18 protein-coding genes are annotated in these 20,558 nt (G+C 73.0%); 17 read left to right on the top strand and 1 reads right to left on the bottom strand.

The annotated features are described in order from the left end of the window. The first annotated feature begins 25 nt into the window (after positions 1-25). From Sspor_RS12495 to Sspor_RS12455, 9 genes are all read left to right on the top strand, one after another. Positions 26-2,401, top strand: coding sequence for a collagenase (locus Sspor_RS12495; protein WP_202199196.1), 2,376 nt, complete (start codon positions 26-28; stop codon positions 2,399-2,401). Between the two features lie 100 nt (positions 2,402-2,501). After that, positions 2,502-3,677 (top strand): NAD(P)/FAD-dependent oxidoreductase, encoded by a 1,176-nt coding sequence (locus Sspor_RS12490; RefSeq protein WP_202199195.1) that lies wholly within the window; start codon positions 2,502-2,504, stop codon positions 3,675-3,677. Beyond that, on the top strand, positions 3,677-3,988 hold the full coding sequence (locus Sspor_RS12485) for a (2Fe-2S)-binding protein (RefSeq protein ID WP_202199194.1): 312 nt from the start codon (positions 3,677-3,679) through the stop codon (positions 3,986-3,988). Before Sspor_RS12490 ends, Sspor_RS12485 begins: the two co-directional genes overlap by 1 nt. Beyond that, positions 3,969-5,486 (top strand): FAD/NAD(P)-dependent oxidoreductase, encoded by a 1,518-nt coding sequence (locus Sspor_RS12480; RefSeq protein ID WP_202199193.1) that lies wholly within the window; start codon positions 3,969-3,971, stop codon positions 5,484-5,486. Before Sspor_RS12485 ends, Sspor_RS12480 begins: the two co-directional genes overlap by 20 nt. Before the next feature lie 75 nt (positions 5,487-5,561). Next, positions 5,562-6,476, top strand: coding sequence for a dihydrodipicolinate synthase family protein (locus Sspor_RS12475; RefSeq protein WP_202199192.1), 915 nt, complete (start codon positions 5,562-5,564; stop codon positions 6,474-6,476). A 19-nt stretch (positions 6,477-6,495) separates the two neighbouring features. After that, a complete protein-coding gene (locus Sspor_RS12470) occupies positions 6,496-7,500 on the top strand; it encodes a proline racemase family protein (RefSeq protein WP_202199191.1) in 1,005 nt (334 codons plus the stop codon). Further along, positions 7,497-8,516 carry a proline racemase family protein gene (locus Sspor_RS12465; RefSeq protein WP_237403828.1) on the top strand — a complete coding sequence of 340 codons (1,020 nt, stop codon included), beginning with the start codon at positions 7,497-7,499 and terminating at the stop codon, positions 8,514-8,516. The genes Sspor_RS12470 and Sspor_RS12465 overlap by 4 nt, the downstream gene beginning before the upstream one ends. Beyond that, the gene (locus Sspor_RS12460; RefSeq protein WP_372499758.1) at positions 8,513-9,454 is read left to right on the top strand and encodes an ornithine cyclodeaminase family protein; all 942 of its coding nucleotides are present in this window, start codon (positions 8,513-8,515) and stop codon (positions 9,452-9,454) included. The genes Sspor_RS12465 and Sspor_RS12460 overlap by 4 nt, the downstream gene beginning before the upstream one ends. 71 nt (positions 9,455-9,525) lie before the next feature. After that, on the top strand, positions 9,526-10,239 hold the full coding sequence (locus Sspor_RS12455) for a GntR family transcriptional regulator (RefSeq protein WP_202199190.1): 714 nt from the start codon (positions 9,526-9,528) through the stop codon (positions 10,237-10,239). Positions 10,240-10,278: 39 nt separating this feature from the next. Here the strand turns inward: Sspor_RS12455 and Sspor_RS12450 are convergent, their stop codons facing one another. Further along, positions 10,279-12,201: a bifunctional metallophosphatase/5'-nucleotidase gene (locus Sspor_RS12450; RefSeq protein ID WP_237404297.1), complete on the bottom strand. Its 1,923-nt coding sequence runs from the start codon at positions 12,199-12,201 to the stop codon at positions 10,279-10,281. Positions 12,202-12,459: 258 nt separating this feature from the next. Between Sspor_RS12450 and Sspor_RS12445 the strand changes: the two genes are divergently transcribed. From Sspor_RS12445 to Sspor_RS12410, 8 genes are all read left to right on the top strand, one after another. Continuing rightward, positions 12,460-14,202 carry an ABC transporter substrate-binding protein gene (locus Sspor_RS12445; RefSeq protein WP_202199189.1) on the top strand — a complete coding sequence of 581 codons (1,743 nt, stop codon included), beginning with the start codon at positions 12,460-12,462 and terminating at the stop codon, positions 14,200-14,202. Between the two features lie 22 nt (positions 14,203-14,224). Then, positions 14,225-15,259, top strand: coding sequence for an ABC transporter permease (locus Sspor_RS12440; protein ID WP_237403827.1), 1,035 nt, complete (start codon positions 14,225-14,227; stop codon positions 15,257-15,259). Beyond that, a complete protein-coding gene (locus Sspor_RS12435) occupies positions 15,256-16,242 on the top strand; it encodes an ABC transporter permease (protein ID WP_202199188.1) in 987 nt (328 codons plus the stop codon). Before Sspor_RS12440 ends, Sspor_RS12435 begins: the two co-directional genes overlap by 4 nt. Then, the gene (locus Sspor_RS12430; RefSeq protein ID WP_202199187.1) at positions 16,242-17,309 is read left to right on the top strand and encodes an ABC transporter ATP-binding protein; all 1,068 of its coding nucleotides are present in this window, start codon (positions 16,242-16,244) and stop codon (positions 17,307-17,309) included. Before Sspor_RS12435 ends, Sspor_RS12430 begins: the two co-directional genes overlap by 1 nt. Positions 17,310-17,413: 104 nt before the next feature. Next, positions 17,414-18,349 (top strand): ABC transporter ATP-binding protein, encoded by a 936-nt coding sequence (locus Sspor_RS12425; RefSeq protein WP_202203624.1) that lies wholly within the window; start codon positions 17,414-17,416, stop codon positions 18,347-18,349. Positions 18,350-18,472: 123 nt separating this feature from the next. Further along, positions 18,473-18,814, top strand: coding sequence for a hypothetical protein (locus Sspor_RS12420; protein WP_202199186.1), 342 nt, complete (start codon positions 18,473-18,475; stop codon positions 18,812-18,814). Positions 18,815-18,819: 5 nt separating this feature from the next. Continuing rightward, on the top strand, positions 18,820-20,202 hold the full coding sequence (locus tag Sspor_RS12415; RefSeq protein WP_202199185.1) for a lysozyme family protein: 1,383 nt from the start codon (positions 18,820-18,822) through the stop codon (positions 20,200-20,202). Then, the gene (locus Sspor_RS12410; RefSeq protein ID WP_202199184.1) at positions 20,195-20,518 is read left to right on the top strand and encodes a hypothetical protein; all 324 of its coding nucleotides are present in this window, start codon (positions 20,195-20,197) and stop codon (positions 20,516-20,518) included. The genes Sspor_RS12415 and Sspor_RS12410 overlap by 8 nt, the downstream gene beginning before the upstream one ends. Positions 20,519-20,558: the final 40 nt, after the last annotated feature.

Genomic DNA, 20,558 nt, shown 5'->3' with positions numbered 1-20,558 from the left:
CACCCTCTCCAATCAGGAGTTCTCGGTGCTCAAGCACAGAGCTGTGCGCTCTTCCCTTCTCGCCTCCGCCGTAGCCGTGACCCTCCTCGCCACCGCCGGGCAGGCCACCACCCAGGCCGCCGGGTTCACGGCCCCGGCCACCTTCACCGGCGCACAGGCCGCCCCCGCCCCCGGCCCCACGGGGAACCCGTTCGACGAGGTCGACCGCCTGGCCGATCCGAAGGAGAACACCCCGGTGCCGGCCCCGGCCCCCGGCGGGCAGAACATCACCGGGCAGGTCCCCGGCGCGGCGACGGCCGCCGCGCCCGCCGACGACCTGCAGAAGCGCGGCAAGGCGGTCCAGGCGGCCCCCACCGCGAAGAGCGTCGCCGCGGGCGTCCCCTGCACCCTCGACGGGATCACCGGTCTCACCCCGGAGCAGTTCGCCGACTTCCTCGCGGACCAGGCCGTCCTCGCCGACGGCTGCCTGCGCGGCCTCATCTGGACCTGGGACGCCCGCCTGGCACCGGTCATGTCGGACGCGCACGTGCAGGCCGTCTCCCGCCGGATATCCAGCCTGGCCGCCGCCCACGACGGCCGTAACTCCTCCCACCTGGAGGAGATGTTCACGTACCTGCACGCGGTCGCCTACCACGACTACTCGCGCTCCGAGATCGACGTCACCGACGCCCCCACCGTCGACGCCATGCGCCGCGCCATCGCCGACTTCGGTGGCGCCGCCCACACCTTCGACGTGACCGCCACCAACGCCCGCACCCTGCGCGAGGCCCTCTACGCCGGCAGCGCGCCCGGGCTGCGCCAGCACCAGCTCGGCCTCATCAAGAAGGTCCTGGCCACCATGGACCCGGCCCACCCGGCCACCCACCTCGACGCCGGCTGGGCGGGCGCCGCCCTGTCCGCCCTGTCCGTCTCCTACCTCGGTGTCTACCCGGGCAACCAGGACACCGCCTTCCACGCCGCCGTGGCCGCGGACCCCTCCTACCGCGACACCTTCAAGGCCTTCGCCGCCTACACGCACCTCAAGGGCACCGGCAACGCCTGGGTGGTGCGTGACGCCCTGAGCGAGTACGCCCGCTTCGGCCAGGTCGAGGGCCTGCGGGACCGGGTCGTCGCCGACCTCGGCGCGATGCTGGGCCCCGTCCGCGCCGCCTTCGGCGACGGCAGCGAGCCGTGGGCCAAGCTCGTCTCGTGGCTGAACGTCTACGAGGCCTGCAAGCCGTACGGGGTGTGCAAGGAGGACATCGAGAAGCAGCTCTTCCCCTACACCTACACCTACGACAACGGCGGCATCAAGGTCCGCACCGCCCTGGACCGGGCCACGGTCGACCAGCTGTACTACGCGAGCAAGCAGGTGAAGGCCCAGTACCACCGGGTGCTCGGCACCGACCAGCCGCTCGCGGGCGACCCCAACTCCACGCTGAACATCGTGCTCTACGCCTCACGCGCCGACTACGTGAACTACCACCCGATCCTGACCGGCTACGACACCAACAACGGCGGCATCTACATCGAGAACGGCGCCACCTTCTACACCTACCAGCGCCGCGTCCCGCAGGACTCCTCCCTCACCCTTGAGGAGCTCTTCCGCCACGAGTACACGCACTACCTCAACGGCCGCTTCGCGGTGCCCGGCTCCTTCGGCGAGGGGGAGTGGTACCAGGGCGACCGGACGACCGCCATGGACGAGGGCACCGCCGAGTTCTTCGACGGCGCCACCCGCGACAACGGCATCGCCGTCCGCAAGTCCCTGGTCAAGAGCATCATCAGCGACACGGCCGGCGGCGGCCCGCGGATGAGCGTCGAGCAGCTGCTGAACGCCACCTACGACGGCGACGGCTTCCGCTTCTACAGCTACGCGGGCACCTTCTTCGAGTTCCTGTGGACCGAGAAGCCCGCGCTGCTGCGCGAGATGTACACGCACCTGCGGGCCGACGACGTCAACGCGTACGACGCCTGGCGGTACCGGATGGGCGCGGACACCTACCTCCAGCGCGACTACGACCGCTTCCTCGACGCGCAGATCGCCAAGGTCGACCAGCTCTACGTGCCGAACACCTCCTTCACCGCGAACGACCGGCTGCGCGACGCGGCGCTCGCCTCGGTGAAGTCCTCGTTCGCCACGGCCACCTCCAACACGCCGGACTGCGTGGAGAACGGCGACCCCGGCAAGCGGCGCTTCACCTGTACCGGCCGGATCACCGCGAACCTGAAGAACTGGCGCAGCGACGACCAGGTCTTCAAGGACATGTCGGAGACGGTCGACTACTTCATCCTCGACCGGGCGGGCGCGGCCTCCAACAACCTCGCCGACATGAACTGTTCCTTCGGCCCGGTGGAGATCTGGAGCAACAAGGTCGCGGGTACGTCCAGTTACAGCTGTGAGGGCCCCCTCCGCAGCTGACCGGCGCAGGCCCGGCGCCGGACCGGTCCCGCATCCGAGGGGGGTGCGGGACCGGTCCGGGCGTCTGGGCAGGCTTTAAAGAATGTGACATATTACTGCCGTGCTCAAGAGACACTCCCTGGACGCCGTGATCATCGGCGCCGGCGTCGTCGGGGCGGCCTGCGCCTACTACGCGGCCCGCGCCGGACTCTCCGTGGCCGTGGTCGACCGGGGCCCCGTCGCGGGCGGCACCACCGGTGCCGGCGAAGGCAATCTGCTCGTGTCCGACAAGGAGGCGGGACCCGAACTCGACCTCGCCCTGCTGTCCACCCGGCTGTGGACCGAACTCGCCGCGGTCCTCCCCCGGGAGATCGAGTACGAGCCCAAGGGCGGGCTCGTCGTCGCCCCCGACGAGACCACCGTGAAGGCCCTGCGGCACTTCGCGGAGGGCCAGCGGGCGGCCGGGGTCGAGGCGGTCGAGGTGGCGGCGGACGCCCTGCACGACCTGGAGCCGCACCTGGCACCGGGCCTGGCGGGCGGATTCCACTACCCGCAGGACGCCCAGGTCCAGCCCGCGCAGGCGGCGGCCCGGCTGCTGGCCGCGTCGGGTGCCCCGGTGTACCTGGGGGAGGAGGTGACGGAGGTCCTGCTGGACCGGGGCGCCGTACGCGGGGTGCGCACGGCGCGCCGCGAACTCCCGGCTCCGGCCGTGGTGAACGCGGCCGGTACCTGGGGCGGCCGCATCGCCTCGCTGGCCGGGGTCACCCTGCCCGTCCTTCCGCGCCGCGGCTTCGTCCTGGTGACCGAACCCCTGCCGAGGGTGGTCCGGCACAAGGTCTACGCCGCCGACTACATCGCGGACGTCGCCAGCGGCTCCGCCGCCCTGCAGTCCTCGGCGGTGGTCGAGGGCACCCCGTCCGGCCCGGTCCTGATCGGCGCCACCCGCGAGCGGGTCGGCTTCGACCGCACCCTCTCGACCGAAGCCCTGCGGCGTCTCGCCGGGCAGGCCGCGGCGCTCTTCCCCGTACTGGCCGACGTCCGGGTGATGCGCGCCTATCACGGCTTCCGCCCCTACCTGCCCGACCACCTTCCGGCGATCGGCCCGGACCCCCGGCGCCCCGGGCTGCTGCACGCCTGCGGCCACGAGGGTGCGGGCATCGGCCTGGCGCCCGCCACCGGAGCGCTGATCGCCGCCGCCCTGACGGGGGCCGAACCGCCGCTGCCCGCGCACCCGTTCCGCCCGGACCGCTTCGGCACCGGCCCGACCCGCACCGACGTTCCCGAGGAGCACCACTGATGCGCAGCCCCCGCTCACTGGTAGGCGGCACCCCGGCGGCCACCTACGGGATCACCTTCGACGGCCGTGAACTGCCCGCGCAGGAGGGCCAGAGCATCGCCGCCGTGCTCTGGGGCGCCGGGATCATGTCCTGGCGGACCACGCGCGAGGGGGGCACCCCGCGCGGGGCCTTCTGCGGGATCGGCAGCTGCCACGACTGCCTCGTCACCGTCAACGGCCTGCCGAACCAGCGCGCCTGCCTGGTCCCCGCCCGGCCCGCGGACGCCGTCACCACCCAGGAGGGAACCGGCCGTGCCGACCTCGCCGTCTGACCCCGCCCAGCCCTTCCGCTCCGCGGAGCCGTCCCGGTCCACGCGGCCGTCCGACGCCGCCGAACCGGCCGCGCCCGCCGTCGCCGGCCCCGTCGGCGTCGTCGACCTGGCCGTCGTCGGGGCCGGACCGGCCGGGCTGGCCGCCGCCGTCACCGCCGCCGGGCTGGGGCTCCGGGTCGCCCTCCTCGACGCGGGCGACCGCCCCGGCGGTCAGTTCTACCGCCATCCCGCGCCGGGCCTGGGCGCGGCCCGCCCCGAGGCCCTGCACCACGGCTGGGCCGCGTTCGCGACCCGCGAAGCCGCCCTGCGCGCCCACGAGTCGGCCGGCCGGATCACCCACCTCGCCGGCCACCACGTGTGGACGGTCGTCCCGAGCGCCGGCGCGCCCACCGCCGAGTGGACCCTGCACGCCGTCGCCGGACACGCCCCCGAGGAGCGGGCCGCCGCCGTCACGGCCCGGGCCGTGCTCATCGCCACCGGCGCCTACGAGCGCCAACTGCCCTTCCCCGGCTGGACCCTGCCCGGGGTGGTCGGGGCCGGCGGGGCGCAGGCCATGCTCAAGGGCGGGCTGGTCCTGCCGGGCAAGCGGGTGGTCGTCGCCGGGAGCGGGCCGCTGCTGCTCGCCGTGGCCGGGTCGCTCGCCGCCGCCGGAGCCGCCGTGCCCGCCGTGGTGGAGGCCGGCGCCTACACCGCGTACGCGGGCCGGGTCCCCGCCCTGCTGCGCAACCCCGGCAAGCTCGTCGAGGCGGCCGGCTACGGCGGGGCGCTGGCCCGTCACCACGTCCGGCTCCTCACCCGGCACGCCGTCACCGAGGCGCACGGCACCGGCCGGGTCGAGGCCGTCACCGTGGCGCGGCTCGACCGGGACTGGCGGCCGCTGTCCGGTACCGCCCGCCGCATCCCCTGCGACGCCCTCGCCGTCGGCCACGGGCTGGTGCCCCAGCTGGAGCTGGCCACCGGCCTGGGCTGCGCCACCCGGCAGGCCCCCGACGGCACCGTCGCCCTCGTCCTCGACGCCGAGCAGCGCACCTCCGTCCCCGGCATCTGGTCGGCGGGCGAGACCGGTGGCATCGGCGGGGCCCAACTGGCGATGATCGAGGGCGAACTGGCCGCGCACTCCGTCGCGGGTGCGCTGCCCGGCGGCCGCCTCGCCCGCCTCACCCGCCGCCGCGCACGGCTGCGTGCCTTCGCCGACGCGATGGCCGCCGCCCACCGCCCCGGCGAGGGGTGGACCGGATGGCTCCGGGACGACGCCGTCGTCTGCCGCTGCGAGGAGGTGCCCGCCGGGCGGATCCGCGAGGCGGCCGACGACCTCGGCGCGCGGGACGCCCGTACCGTCAAACTCCTCACCCGGGCCGGTATGGGCTGGTGCCAGGGCCGGATGTGCGGTCCCGCCGTCGCGGCCCTGGCCGGGCAGGAGCCGGCGGCCGACCGGCGACCGCTGTCGTGCCCGGTCCCGCTGCGCCACCTCGCCGAACGTCCGTCCGCCGAGCGCTGATCGGGGCGCCGTGGCCCTTGTGGCCGCGCCGCACCCACTAGTAAAATGTCACACACCACTCTAGGGAGCTCTCACATGACCCACGCGCACACCCCCGCGCCCCGCACCCGCCCCTGGCACGGAATCATGGTCGCCACCGCGCTCCCGATGCGCGAGGACCTCACCGTCGACCACGACGCGTACGCCGAACACGTGGCCTGGCTGATCGCCAGCGGCTGCGACGGCGTGGTCCCCAACGGCTCCCTCGGGGAGTACCAGACCCTCACCGACGAGGAGCGGGCGCGCGTCGTCCGTACCGCCGTCGAGGCGGCCGGCGACGGCGACCGCGTCATGCCCGGCGTCGCCGCCTACGGCAGCGCCGAGGCCCGCCGCTGGGCCGAGCAGGCGGCCGAGGCCGGAGCCGGCTCCGTACTCCTACTGCCCCCCAACTCCTTCCGCGCGGACGAGGAGACCGTACGCGCGCACTACGCCGAGGTCGCCCGCGCCGGGCTGCCCGTCGTCGCCTACAACAACCCCATCGACACCAAGGTGGACCTGACCCCGGCCCTGCTCGCGCGGCTGCACGCCGACGGTTCCATCGTCGCCGTCAAGGAGTTCAGCGGGGACGTGCGCCGCGCGTACGAGATCGCCGAGCTCGCCCCCGGCCTCGACCTGCTCATCGGCGCCGACGACGTCCTCCTCGAACTCGCCCTCGCGGGCGCCGTCGGCTGGATCGCCGGCTACCCCAACGCGCTGCCGCGCTCCTGCGCCGAGCTCTACCGGGCCGCCGTCGCCGGGGACCTGGAGACCGCCCTGCCGCTCTACAAGTCCCTCCACTCCCTGCTGCGCTGGGACTCCAAGACCGAGTTCGTCCAGGCCATCAAGCTCTCCATGGACCTCGCCGGGCGCCCCGGCGGAGCCACCCGCCCGCCGCGCTTCCCGCTCACCGGCGAGACCGAGGCGGCCGTCCGCGCCGCCACCGAGAAGGCCCTCGCCGAGGGCCTCAACTAGTCACCGGGGGGAACCGCTCATGCGCACGCGCCACGTCTACCACGCGGTGGACTCGCACACCGAAGGCATGCCGACCCGGGTCGTCACCGGGGGAGTCGGGGTGGTCCCCGGCGCCACCATGGCCGAGAAGCGCCTCCACTTCATCGAGCACATGGACCACGTCCGGACCCTGCTCATGTACGAGCCGCGCGGGCACTCCGCGATGAGCGGCGCGATCCTGCAGCCCCCGACCCGCCCCGACGCCGACTACGGCGTCCTCTACATCGAGGTGTCGGGCCTGCTCCCCATGTGCGGGCACGGCACCATCGGGGTCGCCACCGTCCTCGTCGAGACCGGCATGGTGCCGGTCGTCGAGCCGGTCACCACCGTCCGGCTCGACACCCCGGCCGGGCTGGTGAGCGTCGACGTCCGGGTCGAGGACGGGGCGGCCACCGCCGTCACCCTCACCAACGTCCCCGCCTTCGGCGTCGGCCTGGACCTCAAGACCGAGGTCCCCGGCTTCGGCACGGTCACCTACGACCTGGCCTACGGGGGCAACTTCTACGCCTTCGTCGAACTCGACGCCCTGGGACTGCCCTTCGACCGCGCCCGTGGGAACGACCTGCTCGCCGCCGGGCTCGCGGTGATGGACGCCATCAACGCCGGCCCGGACCGGCCCGTCCACCCCGAGAACCCCTCCATCGCCGGGGTCAAGCACGTCTACCTCGCCGCCCCCGGCTCCGACGCCCACCGCTCCCGGCACGCCATGGCCATCCACCCCGGCTGGTTCGACCGCTCCCCCTGCGGTACGGGGACCAGCGCGCGGATGGCCCAGCTGCACGCCCGGGGCCTGCTGGAGCTCGGCACGGACTTCGTCAACGAGTCCTTCATCGGAACCGAGTTCACCGGCCGGCTGGTCGGGGAGACCACCGTCGGCGGCCTCCCCGCCGTGGTCCCCACCGTCACCGGACGGGCCTGGATCACCGGGACCGCCCAGTACTTCCTCGACCCGACCGACCCCTTCCCCGGAGGGTTCCTGCTGTGATCACCGTCCGCACGGTGGACTACCACACCGCCGGCGAGCCCTTCCGGATCGCCGACACCGCCGGCGAGGGCATGCCGCCCGTGCCCGGGGACACCGTCGCCGAGCGCTGCGCCACCGTCATCGGCCCGGGCGGCTCCGGAACCGCGCCGCGCCGGGGCGCGCTGGACGACGTACGGCGCCTGCTCGTACAGGAGCCGCGCGGGCACGCCGGGATGTACGGGGGGTTCGTGGTCCCGGCCGACGACGACGGGGCCCACTTCGGCGTGCTGTTCTGGCACAAGGACGGCTACTCCACCGCCTGCGGCCACGGCACGATGGCCCTCGGGGTCTGGGCCGTGGACACCGGCCGGGTCGCCGCCCCGGACGACGGGGACGTGCCGGTGCGCATCGACGTGCCGTCCGGACGGGTGACCGCCACCGTCCACCGCGGCGGGGGCCGCACCACCGGGGTCACCTTCCGCAACGTCCCGGCCCGGGTGGGCGCCCGCAAGGTGCCCGTCGCCACCTCGTTCGGGCTCGCCGAGGCGGACATCGCGCACGCCGGGGCCTGTTACGCCGCCGTCCGCGCACGCGACCTCGGCCTGGACGTCTCCCGGGCGGCGCTGCCGGCCCTGGCGCGGGCCGGACAGGAGATCCGGGCGGCGCTGGCCACCCATCCCGCCACCTGGCACCCGGACGGCCCGCTGCTGTCCGGGGTCTACGGGGTGATCCTGTACGAGGAGCTGCCCGACACCCCCTTCGGGCCGCACCAGCGCAACGTCACCGTCTTCGCCGACGGGCAGATCGACCGCTCGCCCTGCGGCTCCGGCACCTCGGCACGGCTCGCGCTGCTCGCCGAGGACGGGCGGCTCGGCCCCGGCGAGGATCTGCTGCACGAGTCGGTCACGGGCACCGTGTTCACCGGGCGGATGCTGGACGGCGGGGTCACCGAGGTCACCGGCACCGCCCACCGCACCGGCGAACACGCCTTCGTGGCCGACCCGCACGACGCGCTCGGCAGCGGATTCCTCCTGTGACGGGCATCCCGCAGCTCGACGCCGGGCGGCTGGCCGCGCTGATCGGTCCGGCCGCGGCCGCCGACGCCGTGGCCGCCGCCCTGCTCGGCGGCCTCGACCCGGAGAGCTGCCCGCCGCGTTCCGCGATCGGGGTGCCCGGCGGGGGCGAACTGCTGCTGATGCCGGCCGCGTCCGGCTCGTACGCCGGAGTCAAGATCGCCGGGGTCGCGCCCGGGAACCCGGCCCGCGGGCTGCCCCGGATCACCGGCTCCTACCTGCTGCTGGACGGGCCCACCCTGCGCCCGCTGGCCCTGCTCGACGGCGCGGCACTGACCGCCCTGCGCACCCCGGCGGTCTCCGCCCTGGCGCTGCGCCACCTGGCCCCGGTCGGACGGCCGCTGCGCGTGGTGCTCTTCGGCTCGGGGCCGCAGGCGTACGGGCACCTGGAAGCGGCCCTGGCGGAGCGGGAGGTGGCCGAGGTCGTGGTGGTCGCCCGCGACCGGGAGGGAGCCGGACGGCTCGCCGGGCACGCCCGCACCCTGGGTCCGGCCGCCCGGACCGGCACCCCGCAGGACGTGGCCGAGGCCGATCTGGTGATCTGCTGCACCACGGCCCGGGAACCGCTGTTCGACGGGCGCCTCGTCGGCCCGGGTGCCACCGTCGTCGCCGTCGGCTCGCACGAGCCGACCGCCCGGGAGACGGACACCGCCCTTGTGCGACGGGCGGCGGTGTACGTGGAGTCCCGGGCGGCGGCCCTGCGCGAGGCGGGGGACCTCCTGGTCCCGGAGGCCGAGGGGGCCATCGGACCCGGTCACATCACCGGAACCCTCGCCGACCTCGTGGGCGGCCGGATGCCGGCGGGCGGGCCGCGGAGTTGTCCACAGCTCTTCAAGAGTGTGGGCATGGCCTGGGAGGATCTCGCTGTGGCGGTCGCGCTGTACGAGGCCGCCGGAGTGTGAGCAGCGCAACGTGACATTGTACGCTGTTGCCCTGCTCGTCGGCGGTGTACGGGGGTCTCGGAGGAAATGCAATGGGTGACCTGAAGCAGCACAGTCTCATCAAGGCCCAGGAACGCCTCCGCGACCAGGTCGGCCACGCCCTGCGAGCCGCGCTGATAGCGGGCGAGCTGCGCCCCGGCAGCGTCTACTCCGCACCGGGCCTCGCGGCCGAACTCGGCGTCTCGGCCACACCGGTCCGCGAGGCCATGCTCGACCTGGCCCGGGAGGGGCTGGTCGAGCCGGTCCGCAACAAGGGATTCCGGATCACCGAGGTCAGCGAGCGCGACCTGGACCAGTTCACCGAACTGCGCACGATGATCGAGGTACCGACCATCGGCCGGATCACGGAGATCGCCACGGCCGAGCAGCTGGAGGCGCTGCGCCCCATCGCCGAGGAGATCGTCACCAGCGCGCGCGAGCACAACCTCATCGGCTACCTGGAGGCCGACCGCCGCTTCCATCTCTCCCTGCTGGCCCTCGCGGGCAACGACCGCCTCGTCGAGACGGTCGGAGACCTGCGCAAGCGGTCCCGGCTCTACGGCCTGACCGGCCTGGACGAGGCAGGCAAGCTGGTCTCCTCGGCGGAGGAGCACATCGAGCTGCTCGACCTGATGCTGAGCGGCGACGCCGAGGCGGCGCAGGAGTGCATGCTCCGCCACCTCGGCCACGTGCGCTCCCTCTGGGCCCAGGGCCGCGACGAACCGGTCGGCCGCGTCCCGGGAGGCCTCGGCTCGGGCGTCCAGTAGGCCCGAGGGCCCGGTGGGCCGGAGGGAGTCGCGGGCCGATCAGCAGGGCGCGCGGCCGCCGTCACGGGTCGGCCGCGGCCGGTCCGCCGAGATGATCGCCGCCTCCGGGCGCGGCACCGGGGTGCCGTCCGGCAGCAGCGGCACCGGCGGGTCCACCACGGTGCCCACCGCGCCCGTCGCGTCGCTCGCGGCCGCCGCCGTGACCCGTCCCCGGGGCTGTGGGGACAGCACCGCCGTTTCCCGCACGTACGCCACGAAGCTCTCGAAGTCCCGCTGGTGGCGGTAGGGCTCCGCGAACTCGGAGAGGGCCGGATAGCCGTCGCTCGCGAGCAGCGTGTACGAGGGTGCCGCGAGCCGGTAACGGCGGCCGAGGTCCAGCGCGACGCCGTCGACGAACACCTCGGCGGGGTGCACCCGGTCCCCGACCGGGCCCCGCGCGTCGAAGCTGTAGCGCACGTTCCGGGAGACGGCCAAGGGTGCGAAGCGCAGCTCGCCGCTCTCCGCCGTCGTCCACTGCTCCTCCAGCGCGTCGTGGATCCGCTGTCCGCTCACCCACGCGCTGACGATCGGATCGCCGAACCCGATGGCCCGCCAGGCACTGCCGAAGGTGACGGCGCCGCCCGAGGCGGGATCGAGGACGAGGTCCCCGGCGATGACCGCCTGGCCGACCCGGGGTGCCGCGGCGACCACGGCGAGCTCGGCCGGGACGTTGGGGTGGATGTTGGCGTCGTTCTCGGGATCGGTGGGCCTGCTGCCCGCCCACAGCGCCCAGTCGGCGGCCAGGTTGCCCATGGTGCTCTCGCCGGCCGTGTTCCGGGCGCGCAGGAACGAGCCGGTCTGCCGTCCGATCGGGGTCCGGTCGCGCTCGGCCGCCTGACCCGCCCAGTGGGCGACGACCTCCGCCAGCTCCGGATGCGGTGCGATGTCACGGGTGTTGGGGTGGTTGGTGGAGACGGTCAGTTCCCGGATCACCCGGCCGGTGAGCGGGTCGAGCCGCAGGTTGATCTCGTTGACGACCTGGCCGTAGCAGCCGGCCTCGACGAACGGGCGGGGGACCCCGTTCGGGTCGGGGACCATCATGTTGAACCGGGTGTGCCAGTGCCCGGTGACGATCACGTCGATGTCGGGGGAGACCCGTAGCGCGAGGTCGAGGGCCGGCCCCGAGGGGTCGACGCCGCTGTTGAAGTCGGCTCCCGCCACCGCCCCGTCGTGCAGGCTGAGCACGATCGCGTTCACGCCCTGGCTCTTGAGCAGCGCGGCGTAGCGGTCGGCGGTGGCGACGTCGTCGAGGGTGGCGAGGCCCGGCTGGAAGGAGCCGGGGAAGCGCTCGCTGCCCACGGCGGTGAGGTGGATGAACCCGATGGGCAGCTCCCGGCCGTCGGCGGTGCGCACCCGCTCGATGTTGTAGGCGGGCAGGACCGTCTCCCCGTCCTGGCTCCGGACGAGGTTGGCGCTGTAGTAGCGGAAGTCGGCGCCGTGGAAGCGCAGGCCGGAGGAGTCGGTGAAGGAGGTGTCGCGGCCCTCGACCGGGAAGGGGATGCCCTGCTCCATGTGGCGCCGGAGCATGGCGGGCGATTTGTCGAACTCGTGGTTCCCGGCCGTCGCGAAGTCGAGTCCCATGCGGTTCAGGGCCTCGATCGTCGGCTCGTCGGCGAAGGCGGCGGCGTCGAACTCCCAGCCGGAGAAGGCGTCTCCGGGGGTGAAGAAGAGGGAGTTGGGGTGCCCGTCGCGGAGCCGTTCGAGGTGTGCGGCCATGTACGCGACGCCGCCGACGGTGTAGCTGCGGCCGCCGTTACCGACGATGACGGAGTTGCTGCCGGGTGCGCCCTGCAGGAAACCGTGCAGGTCGGTGATGTCGAGGAGTTGGACGTCGACGTACTCGACGGCCGTGGCGGCGTCCCGGGCGGCGTCGGTGGCCCGTGCGGGGACCCCGAGCGCGAAGGTCGCCGCCGCGGCCCCCATCGCGGTGAGGAAGTCCCGCCGCCCCGGCTCCCGCGGCGCCGTGTCCCGCCGCGCCGAACTCCGGTTCCGTCGCGCGGCCTTGGTCGTGGTGATCACATCGGGCATGTTCCCGCCCGCCGGGTCGGCCGCCGTGCCGACGCGCCGTCCGGCCGGTTTGGACACGGCTGGATAACGGAGGCACCTACCCCTTGTCAGTGCAATTTCACATTACTATGTTACCGGTCACATCCTAGAGCGCGGCCCTTCACTGGAGTGACCATGACCAAGCGCACCCAACTCGCCCTCGCCACCGCCCTGGTGGCAGCTCTCGCACTCGGCGCCTCGGGCTGCTCCGGCACCAAGAAGGGCACGGCCGGCTCAGGCGCCTCCAACCCCGCCGCCGCCAACGACGGCAAGATCCTCGGCGGCACCCCGGTCAAGGGCGGCACCCTCACCGTCCTGTCCAACCAGGACTTCGCGCACCTCGACCCCGCCCGCAACTGGACGATGCCGACGATGGACTTCGGCACCCGGCTGCTCTACCGCACGCTCGTCACCTTCAAGGCCGAGCCCGGCAAGGCCGGCAGCGAGCTCGTCCCCGACCTCGCCACCGACCTCGGCACCCCGTCCGACGGCGGCCGCACCTGGACCTTCACCCTCAAGGAGGGCGTGAAGTACGAGGACGGCACCCCGGTCAGGGCCCAGGACATCAAGTACAACGTCGAGCGCTCCTTCAGCCCCGACCTCACCGGCGGCCCCGACTACGCCGCCCAGTACCTGGCCGGGACCGAGGGCTACAAGGGCCCGCTGCAAGGGCAGCACCTGGACTCCGTCAAGACCCCCGACGACCGCACGATCGTCTTCGCACTGAAGCGCCCGGTCGCCGAGTTCTCCGCGACCGCCACCCTGCCGACCTTCGCCCCCGTGCCCCAGGCGCAGGAGAAGGGCACCCAGTACGACGCCCGCCCGTTCTCCTCCGGCCCGTACAAGATCGAGTCGTACGACCGCGACAAGAAGCTGGTCCTGGTCCGCAACGAGCACTGGGACCCGGGGACCGACACCGTCCGCAAGGCCTACCCCGACAAGTTCGTCGTCGTCATGGGCCTCAAGGGGGGCCAGATCGACGACCGGATCATCGCGGGCGAGGGCGCCGACGCCTCCACCGTCCAGTACGCCGACATGCGCCCCGAGAGCGCCCCCAAGGTGCTGCCCAAGCCGGAGGTCAAGGCCCGGCTGCTCGCCGAGTCCCAGGGCTGTACGGAGATGCTCCACCTGAACAACTCCCGCGCCCCGTTCGACGACCCGAAGGTCCGCGAGGCCATGCAGTACGCCGTCGACAAGGAGGCCGTCATCACCGCGGGCGGCGGCCCCGCCCTCAACGAGATCGCCACCGCCTACCTGCCCCCGGCCCTCTCCGGCGGCAAGCAGGCCGACGTACTGAAGATCGCCCCGGCCGGTGACCCGGCCAAGGCCAGGGAACTCCTCAAGGCCGCGGGCAAGGAGTCCCTGAAGGTGTCCCTGTCCGTCTCCACCGGCGACAAGGGCAAGGCGGAGGCCATCCAGCAGGGCCTGTCCCGCGCCGGCATCGAGGTCGTCGTCGACACCGTCGACCCGGGCGCCTACTACGACGTCATCGGAGACCTCTCCACCACCCCCGACATGACCCTCACCGGCTGGTGCCCCGACTACCCCTCCGGCTCCACCTGGATCCCGTTCGTCTTCGACGGACGCACCATCAAGGACAAGGGCAACCAGGGCAACTACAGCCAGTTCCGCGACGAGGCGACCATGAAGCGGATCGACGAGATCAACGCCATGGCCGACGCCAAGCAGGCCAACCAGGCCTGGATCGACCTCGACGCGGCCCTGATGGCCAAGTCCCCGAACGTCCCGCTCCTCCTGGAGCGCAAGCCGCTCCTCGTCGGCACCAACATCGCGGGCGCCTTCGGCCACCCCGTGTGGACCGGCACCATCGACTACGGAACCGTCGGCCTCAAGGACCCCTCGAAGGGCCAGGGCTGAGGAATCCGGAGCCCTCGACACCATGACCACCACCGCACCGGTCCCCGAGGACCGGGCACCCCTGGGCCCCGACGGCCCCCCGGCCCCGAACGCCGCCCGCGCCCCTGGCAGCACACCGGCCCCAGCCCCCGGCGGCGCGGTCCGGCCCGCGGCGGCGCCCGGCAGCAGCCCCTGGCAGCTCGCCCGGCGGGAGCTGCGCCGCCGCCCCGCCGTCCGCGTCAGCCTCGGCGTCGTCGTCCTCTTCGTCCTGATGGCCGTCACCGCCCCCTGGCTGGGTGCCCTCGGCGGCTGGTCCCCGGACGAGTTCGACAAGACCGCCATCGACCCCTACCTCGGCGGCCAGCCGCTCGGCACCCTCGGCGGGATCAGCCCCGAGCACTGGCTCGGAGTCGAACCCGTCACCGGCCGGGACCTGTTCGCGCGCGTGATCAACGGCGCGCAGGTCTCCCTCCTGATCGCCTTCGCCGCCACCGCCATCGTGGTGGTCGCCGGCACCGCCGCCGGGATCGCCGCCGGCTACTTCGGCGGCCGCACCGACACGGTCCTGTCCCGGCTCATGGACCTGACCATGTCCTTCCCCTCGCTGATCTTCATGATCGCGATGCTGTCCGTGGCCAAGGACGTCAACCGGATCGTCCTGATGACCACCGTCATCGGAGTCTTCGGCTGGCCCGGCGTCGCCCGCGTGGTCCGCGGCCAGACCCTGTCCCTCAAACACCGCGAGTACGTCGACGCCGCCCGCGTGGGCGGCTCCGGCCCCTGGCGGATCCTGACCCGCGAGATCCTCCCGGGCGTCTCGGGCCCGGTCATCGCCTACACCACCCTGCTGATCCCCGGAATGATCAGCACCGAGGCCGCCCTCAGCTACCTCGGCGTCGGCGTCCGCCCGCCCACCCCCTCCTGGGGCCAGATGATCGCCGAGTCCGTGGCGTACTACGAGACCGACCCCATGTACTTCGTCATCCCCAGCGTCTTCCTCTTCCTCGCCGTGCTCGCCTTCACCCTCCTCGGCGACGCCCTGCGTGACATCCTCGACCCGAGGGGCGGCCGCAGTTGATCCTCTACCTCGTCCGCCGCCTGCTCGCGCTCGCCGGCGTGCTCCTGGCCATCGCGGCCGTCACCTTCCTCATCTTCTACGTCCTGCCCGCCGACCCGGCCGCGGCCGCCTGCGGCAAGACCTGCAGTGCCGAGCGCCTGGCCGACGTACGCACGTACCTCGGCCTCGACCAGCCCCTGTGGCGGCAGTTCACCGACTTCCTCACCGGCATCTTCACCGGCCGCACCCTGGGCACCGGCCAGTACGCCGTCGACTGCGGCTTCCCCTGCCTGGGCTACAGCTACGAGAACTCGCTGCCCGTGTGGGACCTGCTCATGGACCGGCTCCCGGTCTCCGCCTCCCTCGCCGTCGGCGCCGCCGCTCTCTGGCTGCTGCTCGGCCTCGGCGCCGGGGTCACCGCCGCCCTGCGCAAGGACACCGCCACCGACAAGGCCCTGATGGTCGGCGCCGTCGCCGCCGCCTCCCTGCCGGTGTACTTCACCTCCGTGATGCTCATCTACGGCGTCATCCGCGTCGCCGGCCTCCTGCCCTACCCCACCTACCAGGCCTTCACCGACGACCCGCTCGCCTGGGCCTCGAACCTGGCCCTGCCCTGGATCGCGCTCGCCCTGCTCTACGCCGCCATGTACGCGCGCCAGAGCCGCGGCTCGATGATCGAGGCGATGGCCGAGCCGTACATCCGTACCGCCCGCGCCAAGGGCATGCCCGAGCGCACGGTCGTCGTCAAACACGGGCTGCGCTCCGGCATGACCCCGATCCTCACCATCTTCGGCATGGACCTCGGCGGACTCCTTGCCGGAGCCGTCATCACCGAGTCCATCTTCGGACTCCCCGGCATCGGGCGGCTGTTCTACGGCGCCCTGGTCAGCTCCGACCAGCCCGTGGTCCTCGGCGTCACCCTGCTCGCCGCCTTCTTCATCGTCGTCGCCAACCTCCTCGTCGACCTCCTGTACGCCGTCATCGACCCGAGAGTGAGGTACTGATGGCAGCCGACACCGCCGCTCCGCTCCTCGACGTACGCGATCTGCGCGTCACCTTCACCACCGAGCGCGGCACCGTACGGGCCGTCGACTCGATCGGCTTCACCGTCGAGGCCGGCCGCACCCTCGGCATCGTCGGCGAATCCGGCTCCGGCAAGTCCGTCACCTCGCTCGCCGTCATGGGCCTGCACCGGGGCCGGGTCGAGGTCGGCGGCTCCGTCGCCCTCGCCGGACAGGAACTGACCACCCTGTCCGAGCGGGAGCTCTCCCGGATCCGCGGCCGCCGCATGGCCATGATCTTCCAGGACCCGCTCTCCAGCCTGCACCCCTACTACACCGTCGGCGAGCAGATCGCCGAGCACTTCCGGGTGCACTTCAAGGCCGGGCGGGCCGCCGCCCGCAAGCGCGCCGTCGACATGCTCGGCGAGGTCGGGATCCCGGAACCGGCCCGGCGCGCAGGGGAGTACCCGCACCAGTTCTCCGGCGGCATGCGCCAGCGCGCCATGATCGCCATGGCCCTGGCCTGCGAGCCCGACCTGCTGATCGCGGACGAGCCGACCACCGCCCTGGACGTCACCGTGCAGGCGCAGATCCTGGAACTGATCGCCCGGCTCCAGCAGGAGCGCGGCCTCGGCGTCGTGATGATCACCCACGACCTGGGCGTCGTCGCCCGCGTCGCCCACGAGGTGCTCGTCATGTACGGCGGCCGGGCCGCCGAACAGGCCCCGGTGGACGAGCTGTTCGCCGACCCCGCCCACCCCTACACCCGGGGCCTGCTCGACTCGCTGCCCCGCCTCGACACCGCCGACGACCAGCCGTTGCCCTTCATCCCCGGCTCCCCGCCGTCCCTGCTCGCGCCGGCCCCCGGCTGTGCCTTCGCCCCGCGCTGCCCCGTGGCCGCCGCCGGCCCGGACGGCCGGAGGGCGCGCTGCTCGGACGAGCGGCCCGAACCCGCCCCGTACGGTGCGCGGGGGCGGCTGGCCGCGTGCCATTTCGCGGGATCCGCCGCGACCTCACCGGGCGGCTCCGCGCCCGGGTTCCCTTCGACCGCCCCGGGGGTGTCCCGATGACCGTCGGAGCCGATCCTTCCGCGAACGCCGCGGCCCAGGCCGCCGCCGGGGCCGCCGCAGGGGCCGACCCGGCCGCACCGCTGCTGTCCGTACAGGACCTCACGATGACCTTCCCCGGCCGGCGATCCGTGACCGGGCGCCGGGGGGCGCCCGTGCGCGCGGTCGACGGGGTGTCCTTCGACCTGGCCGCCGGCCGGACCCTCGGCCTGGTCGGGGAGTCGGGCTGCGGGAAGTCCACCACCGGCCGGATGCTGGTGCGGCTGCTGGAGCCCACCTCGGGCCGGGTGGCCTTCGAGGGAAAGGACATCAGCCGCCTCTCCCCGTCCGCCATGCGCCCGCTGCGCAAGCACATCCAGATGGTCTTCCAGGACCCGCACTCCTCCCTCAACCCCCGCCAGACCGTGGCCCGGATCATCTCGGACCCGCTGCTGGTACAGGGGTGGAGCGCGGGCGACGCCCGCCGCCGGGCCGCCGAGCTGATGGAGCTCGTCGGGCTGATCCCCGAGCACATCGACCGCTACCCGCACGAGTTCTCCGGCGGCCAGGCCCAGCGCATCGGCATCGCCCGCGCGCTCTCCACGAGCCCCCGGCTGATCGTCGCCGACGAACCGGTCTCCGCACTGGACGTCTCCGTACAGGCCCAGATCGTGAACCTGATGGAGCGGCTGCGGGCCGAACTGGGCCTCGCCTACGTGTTCATCGCCCACGACCTGTCGGTGGTCAAACGGGTCAGCGACCGGGTCGCCGTCATGTACCTCGGCCGGATCGTCGAGATCGGGGACAAGAAGTCCCTCTACGAGAACCCGCAGCACCCGTACACCCGGGCGCTGCTGTCCGCCGTCCCGCTGCCCGACCCGGCGGCGGAGCGGCGGCGGGAGCGGATCGTGCTGCTCGGCGACCCGCCGAGCCCGGCCGCTCCACCTCCGGGCTGCACCTTCCACCCGCGCTGCCCCAAGGCGCAGCAGATCTGCCGCACCGACCGCCCGCTCCTGCGCCCCGCCGCCTCCCGCGAGGTGGCCTGCCACTTCCCTGGTGACTGACGGGGACCCATGGGAAGAGAGAGGAGGACCCGGGCCGACACGATCGGCCCGGGTCCTTCCGTTGCCCAGGTGTTCGCGCAGCGTCCCATAACATCATTCAACGCAAATGATCTAGGGGCGGACATGGCATCAAGTAGCGACGGATATGTGGCGAACGCCGCGTCCATCAACGGAAATTCGCATCTCCTCGTGGAACTGGCGGGGCTTCTGTACGCGGGGCGGCCCGACGGCGAGATGACGGTCATGGCCCGGGTGCCCCGATCGCACCAGGAGGTGTCCACCGCTCTGGACTCCTTCGCGCGGTTCGGCAACGACCAGTACCTGGACACCGTTTCGCTCCTGGCCGCGCTGGCCACCAAGCTGAAGGTGGCGGGAGGCGACTACGCGCAGACCGACCTCGCCACGGAAGGCGCGTTCCGCGCGGTTCTCGAGACCGGCCGGTTCATACCGTCCGAGGACAGGTGACCGGCATGACCTACCGCGCCGAGGTGGAGTTCCTCGAACTGTGCAGTCCTCCCCTGATCGAACGCACCGCCCAGGAGTACCGCAGGCTCCACCTGCTGCTGGACTCGGCCGACTCGGCGTTCCTGAAGGCGACGCGCACCCACTGGGTCAGTGAAGCCGAAAAGCTCTACGTCAAGCGGCTGGGCGAGGCCGAGATGCTGGCCACCGCCCTGTCAGGCGCCTTCCGCAGTGTCCACGCCGCGCTTGTGGACTACGCCGAGGCGGTAGGCCGGGCCAAAGGGCGCTACGAGAGCGGTCTGTCGAGCGAGCATGCCCTCTCCAGGGTCATGGCGCGGGTGGCCAGTCCGGTGACCGAAACCGCGCAGCGGGCCGAGCCGATGAGGCAGTGGGAGGACCTCCGCAAGCGCACCGGAGTCCTCGACTGGCTGGCGGAGATCACGATCGACGTCGACGAGATCCGTGAAGAGGCGGAGCAGCAGTACAACGGGGCGAAGGATGCCTTCGGCGACGCCGAACGCATCGAGCACGAGGCGCGTACCACGTGTGTGGCCCGACTCGACAAGGCCCAGCGTGACTTGCCCGATTTCCGCGGTGACCTGCCGCACCCTTCGGTCCTCCTGGCCGGGATGCCCGCGATGAGGCAGGAGGTGGGAGAGGCCGCACACGACCCCAACGCCGCGCTCTCCGGCGCCGGCCCCCGGGTCGACGGCATCGCCCCGAACGTCGGCAAAGAGACGGTGTCCCCCAAGCTCCGGGACATCCGGTCCCGGCTGGACGGACTGCCCCCCGCCATGGACCAGAACAAGTGGCTGCCGTCGAATTCGGACGAGGACCGGCGCGAGTGGATCCGCGCCAACCGCGCGCACATCCGCGATGCGGCCGCGTATACGGGCCTGCCCGCCGACATGGTCGCGGGCATCGCCTGGCAGGAGGTGCAGGGCGACCCCAAGTGGGCCGACAACATGGCGGTGAACTACCGGCGGAGCCAGTACGAGGTCTGGCCCGAGTTTCAGTGGGTGGCGGAGCAGGTCGGACTGCCGGGTGAGGCGGACCAGACGTCCATGGGGCCGATCGCCATCCAGCTGCGTCGCTCCGCGGAGGTGCTCGGATACGATCCCGAGAACCTCACGCGGGACCAGCGGGACGAGATCCAGAAGGCCACGCAGAACCCGTCGACGAACATCTACATCGCTTCCGAGTACCTCGCCCAGCTCAAGGCGGAGAGCTCGTTCGCGAACGTACCCGCCGACCGGATGACCCCTGCGCAGTACCAGGAACTGGCGGCCCGGTACAACGGCGGCCCGGGCTGGCGTACGGACGATGCCCAGGCCTACGGTCGTGGCTTCGGCATGAACATCGAGGACGCGAGGCGGGCGCTGAATGACTGAGCAGCAGGTGCAGGTGCCCACCCGACGCCATTGGGTGGCGACGGCCGCAGGGGCTGCCGTCCTGCTGGTGCTGCACACCGTGGCGGGTTTCTTCCTTCTCAACGCGCTGCTCACCGAGTCCGAGGGGCCCTGGGACCGGTCGGTGACGCAGACTGTCCGCCTGATGGCCGGGCTCGGTCTGGCGGTGGAGCTCCTGGCCGCCGCGGTCACGGCGGTCTGCGTGAACACGGGCAGGCTGCGCCGCTGGTGGTACGCGCCTGCGGCGGCCGTGGTCCTCACCGCGCTGATCCGGATGGTCTTCGCCCCGCAGCCCTGAGCGCCCGGCCGGGCACGCCCCGCCGGGGACGGGGCCGGCG

It is taken from the genome of Streptomyces spororaveus (assembly GCF_016755875.1).
In the GTDB taxonomy this organism is placed as follows: domain Bacteria; phylum Actinomycetota; class Actinomycetes; order Streptomycetales; family Streptomycetaceae; genus Streptomyces; species Streptomyces spororaveus.
This window is presented reverse-complemented; position numbering and strand designations above follow the sequence as displayed.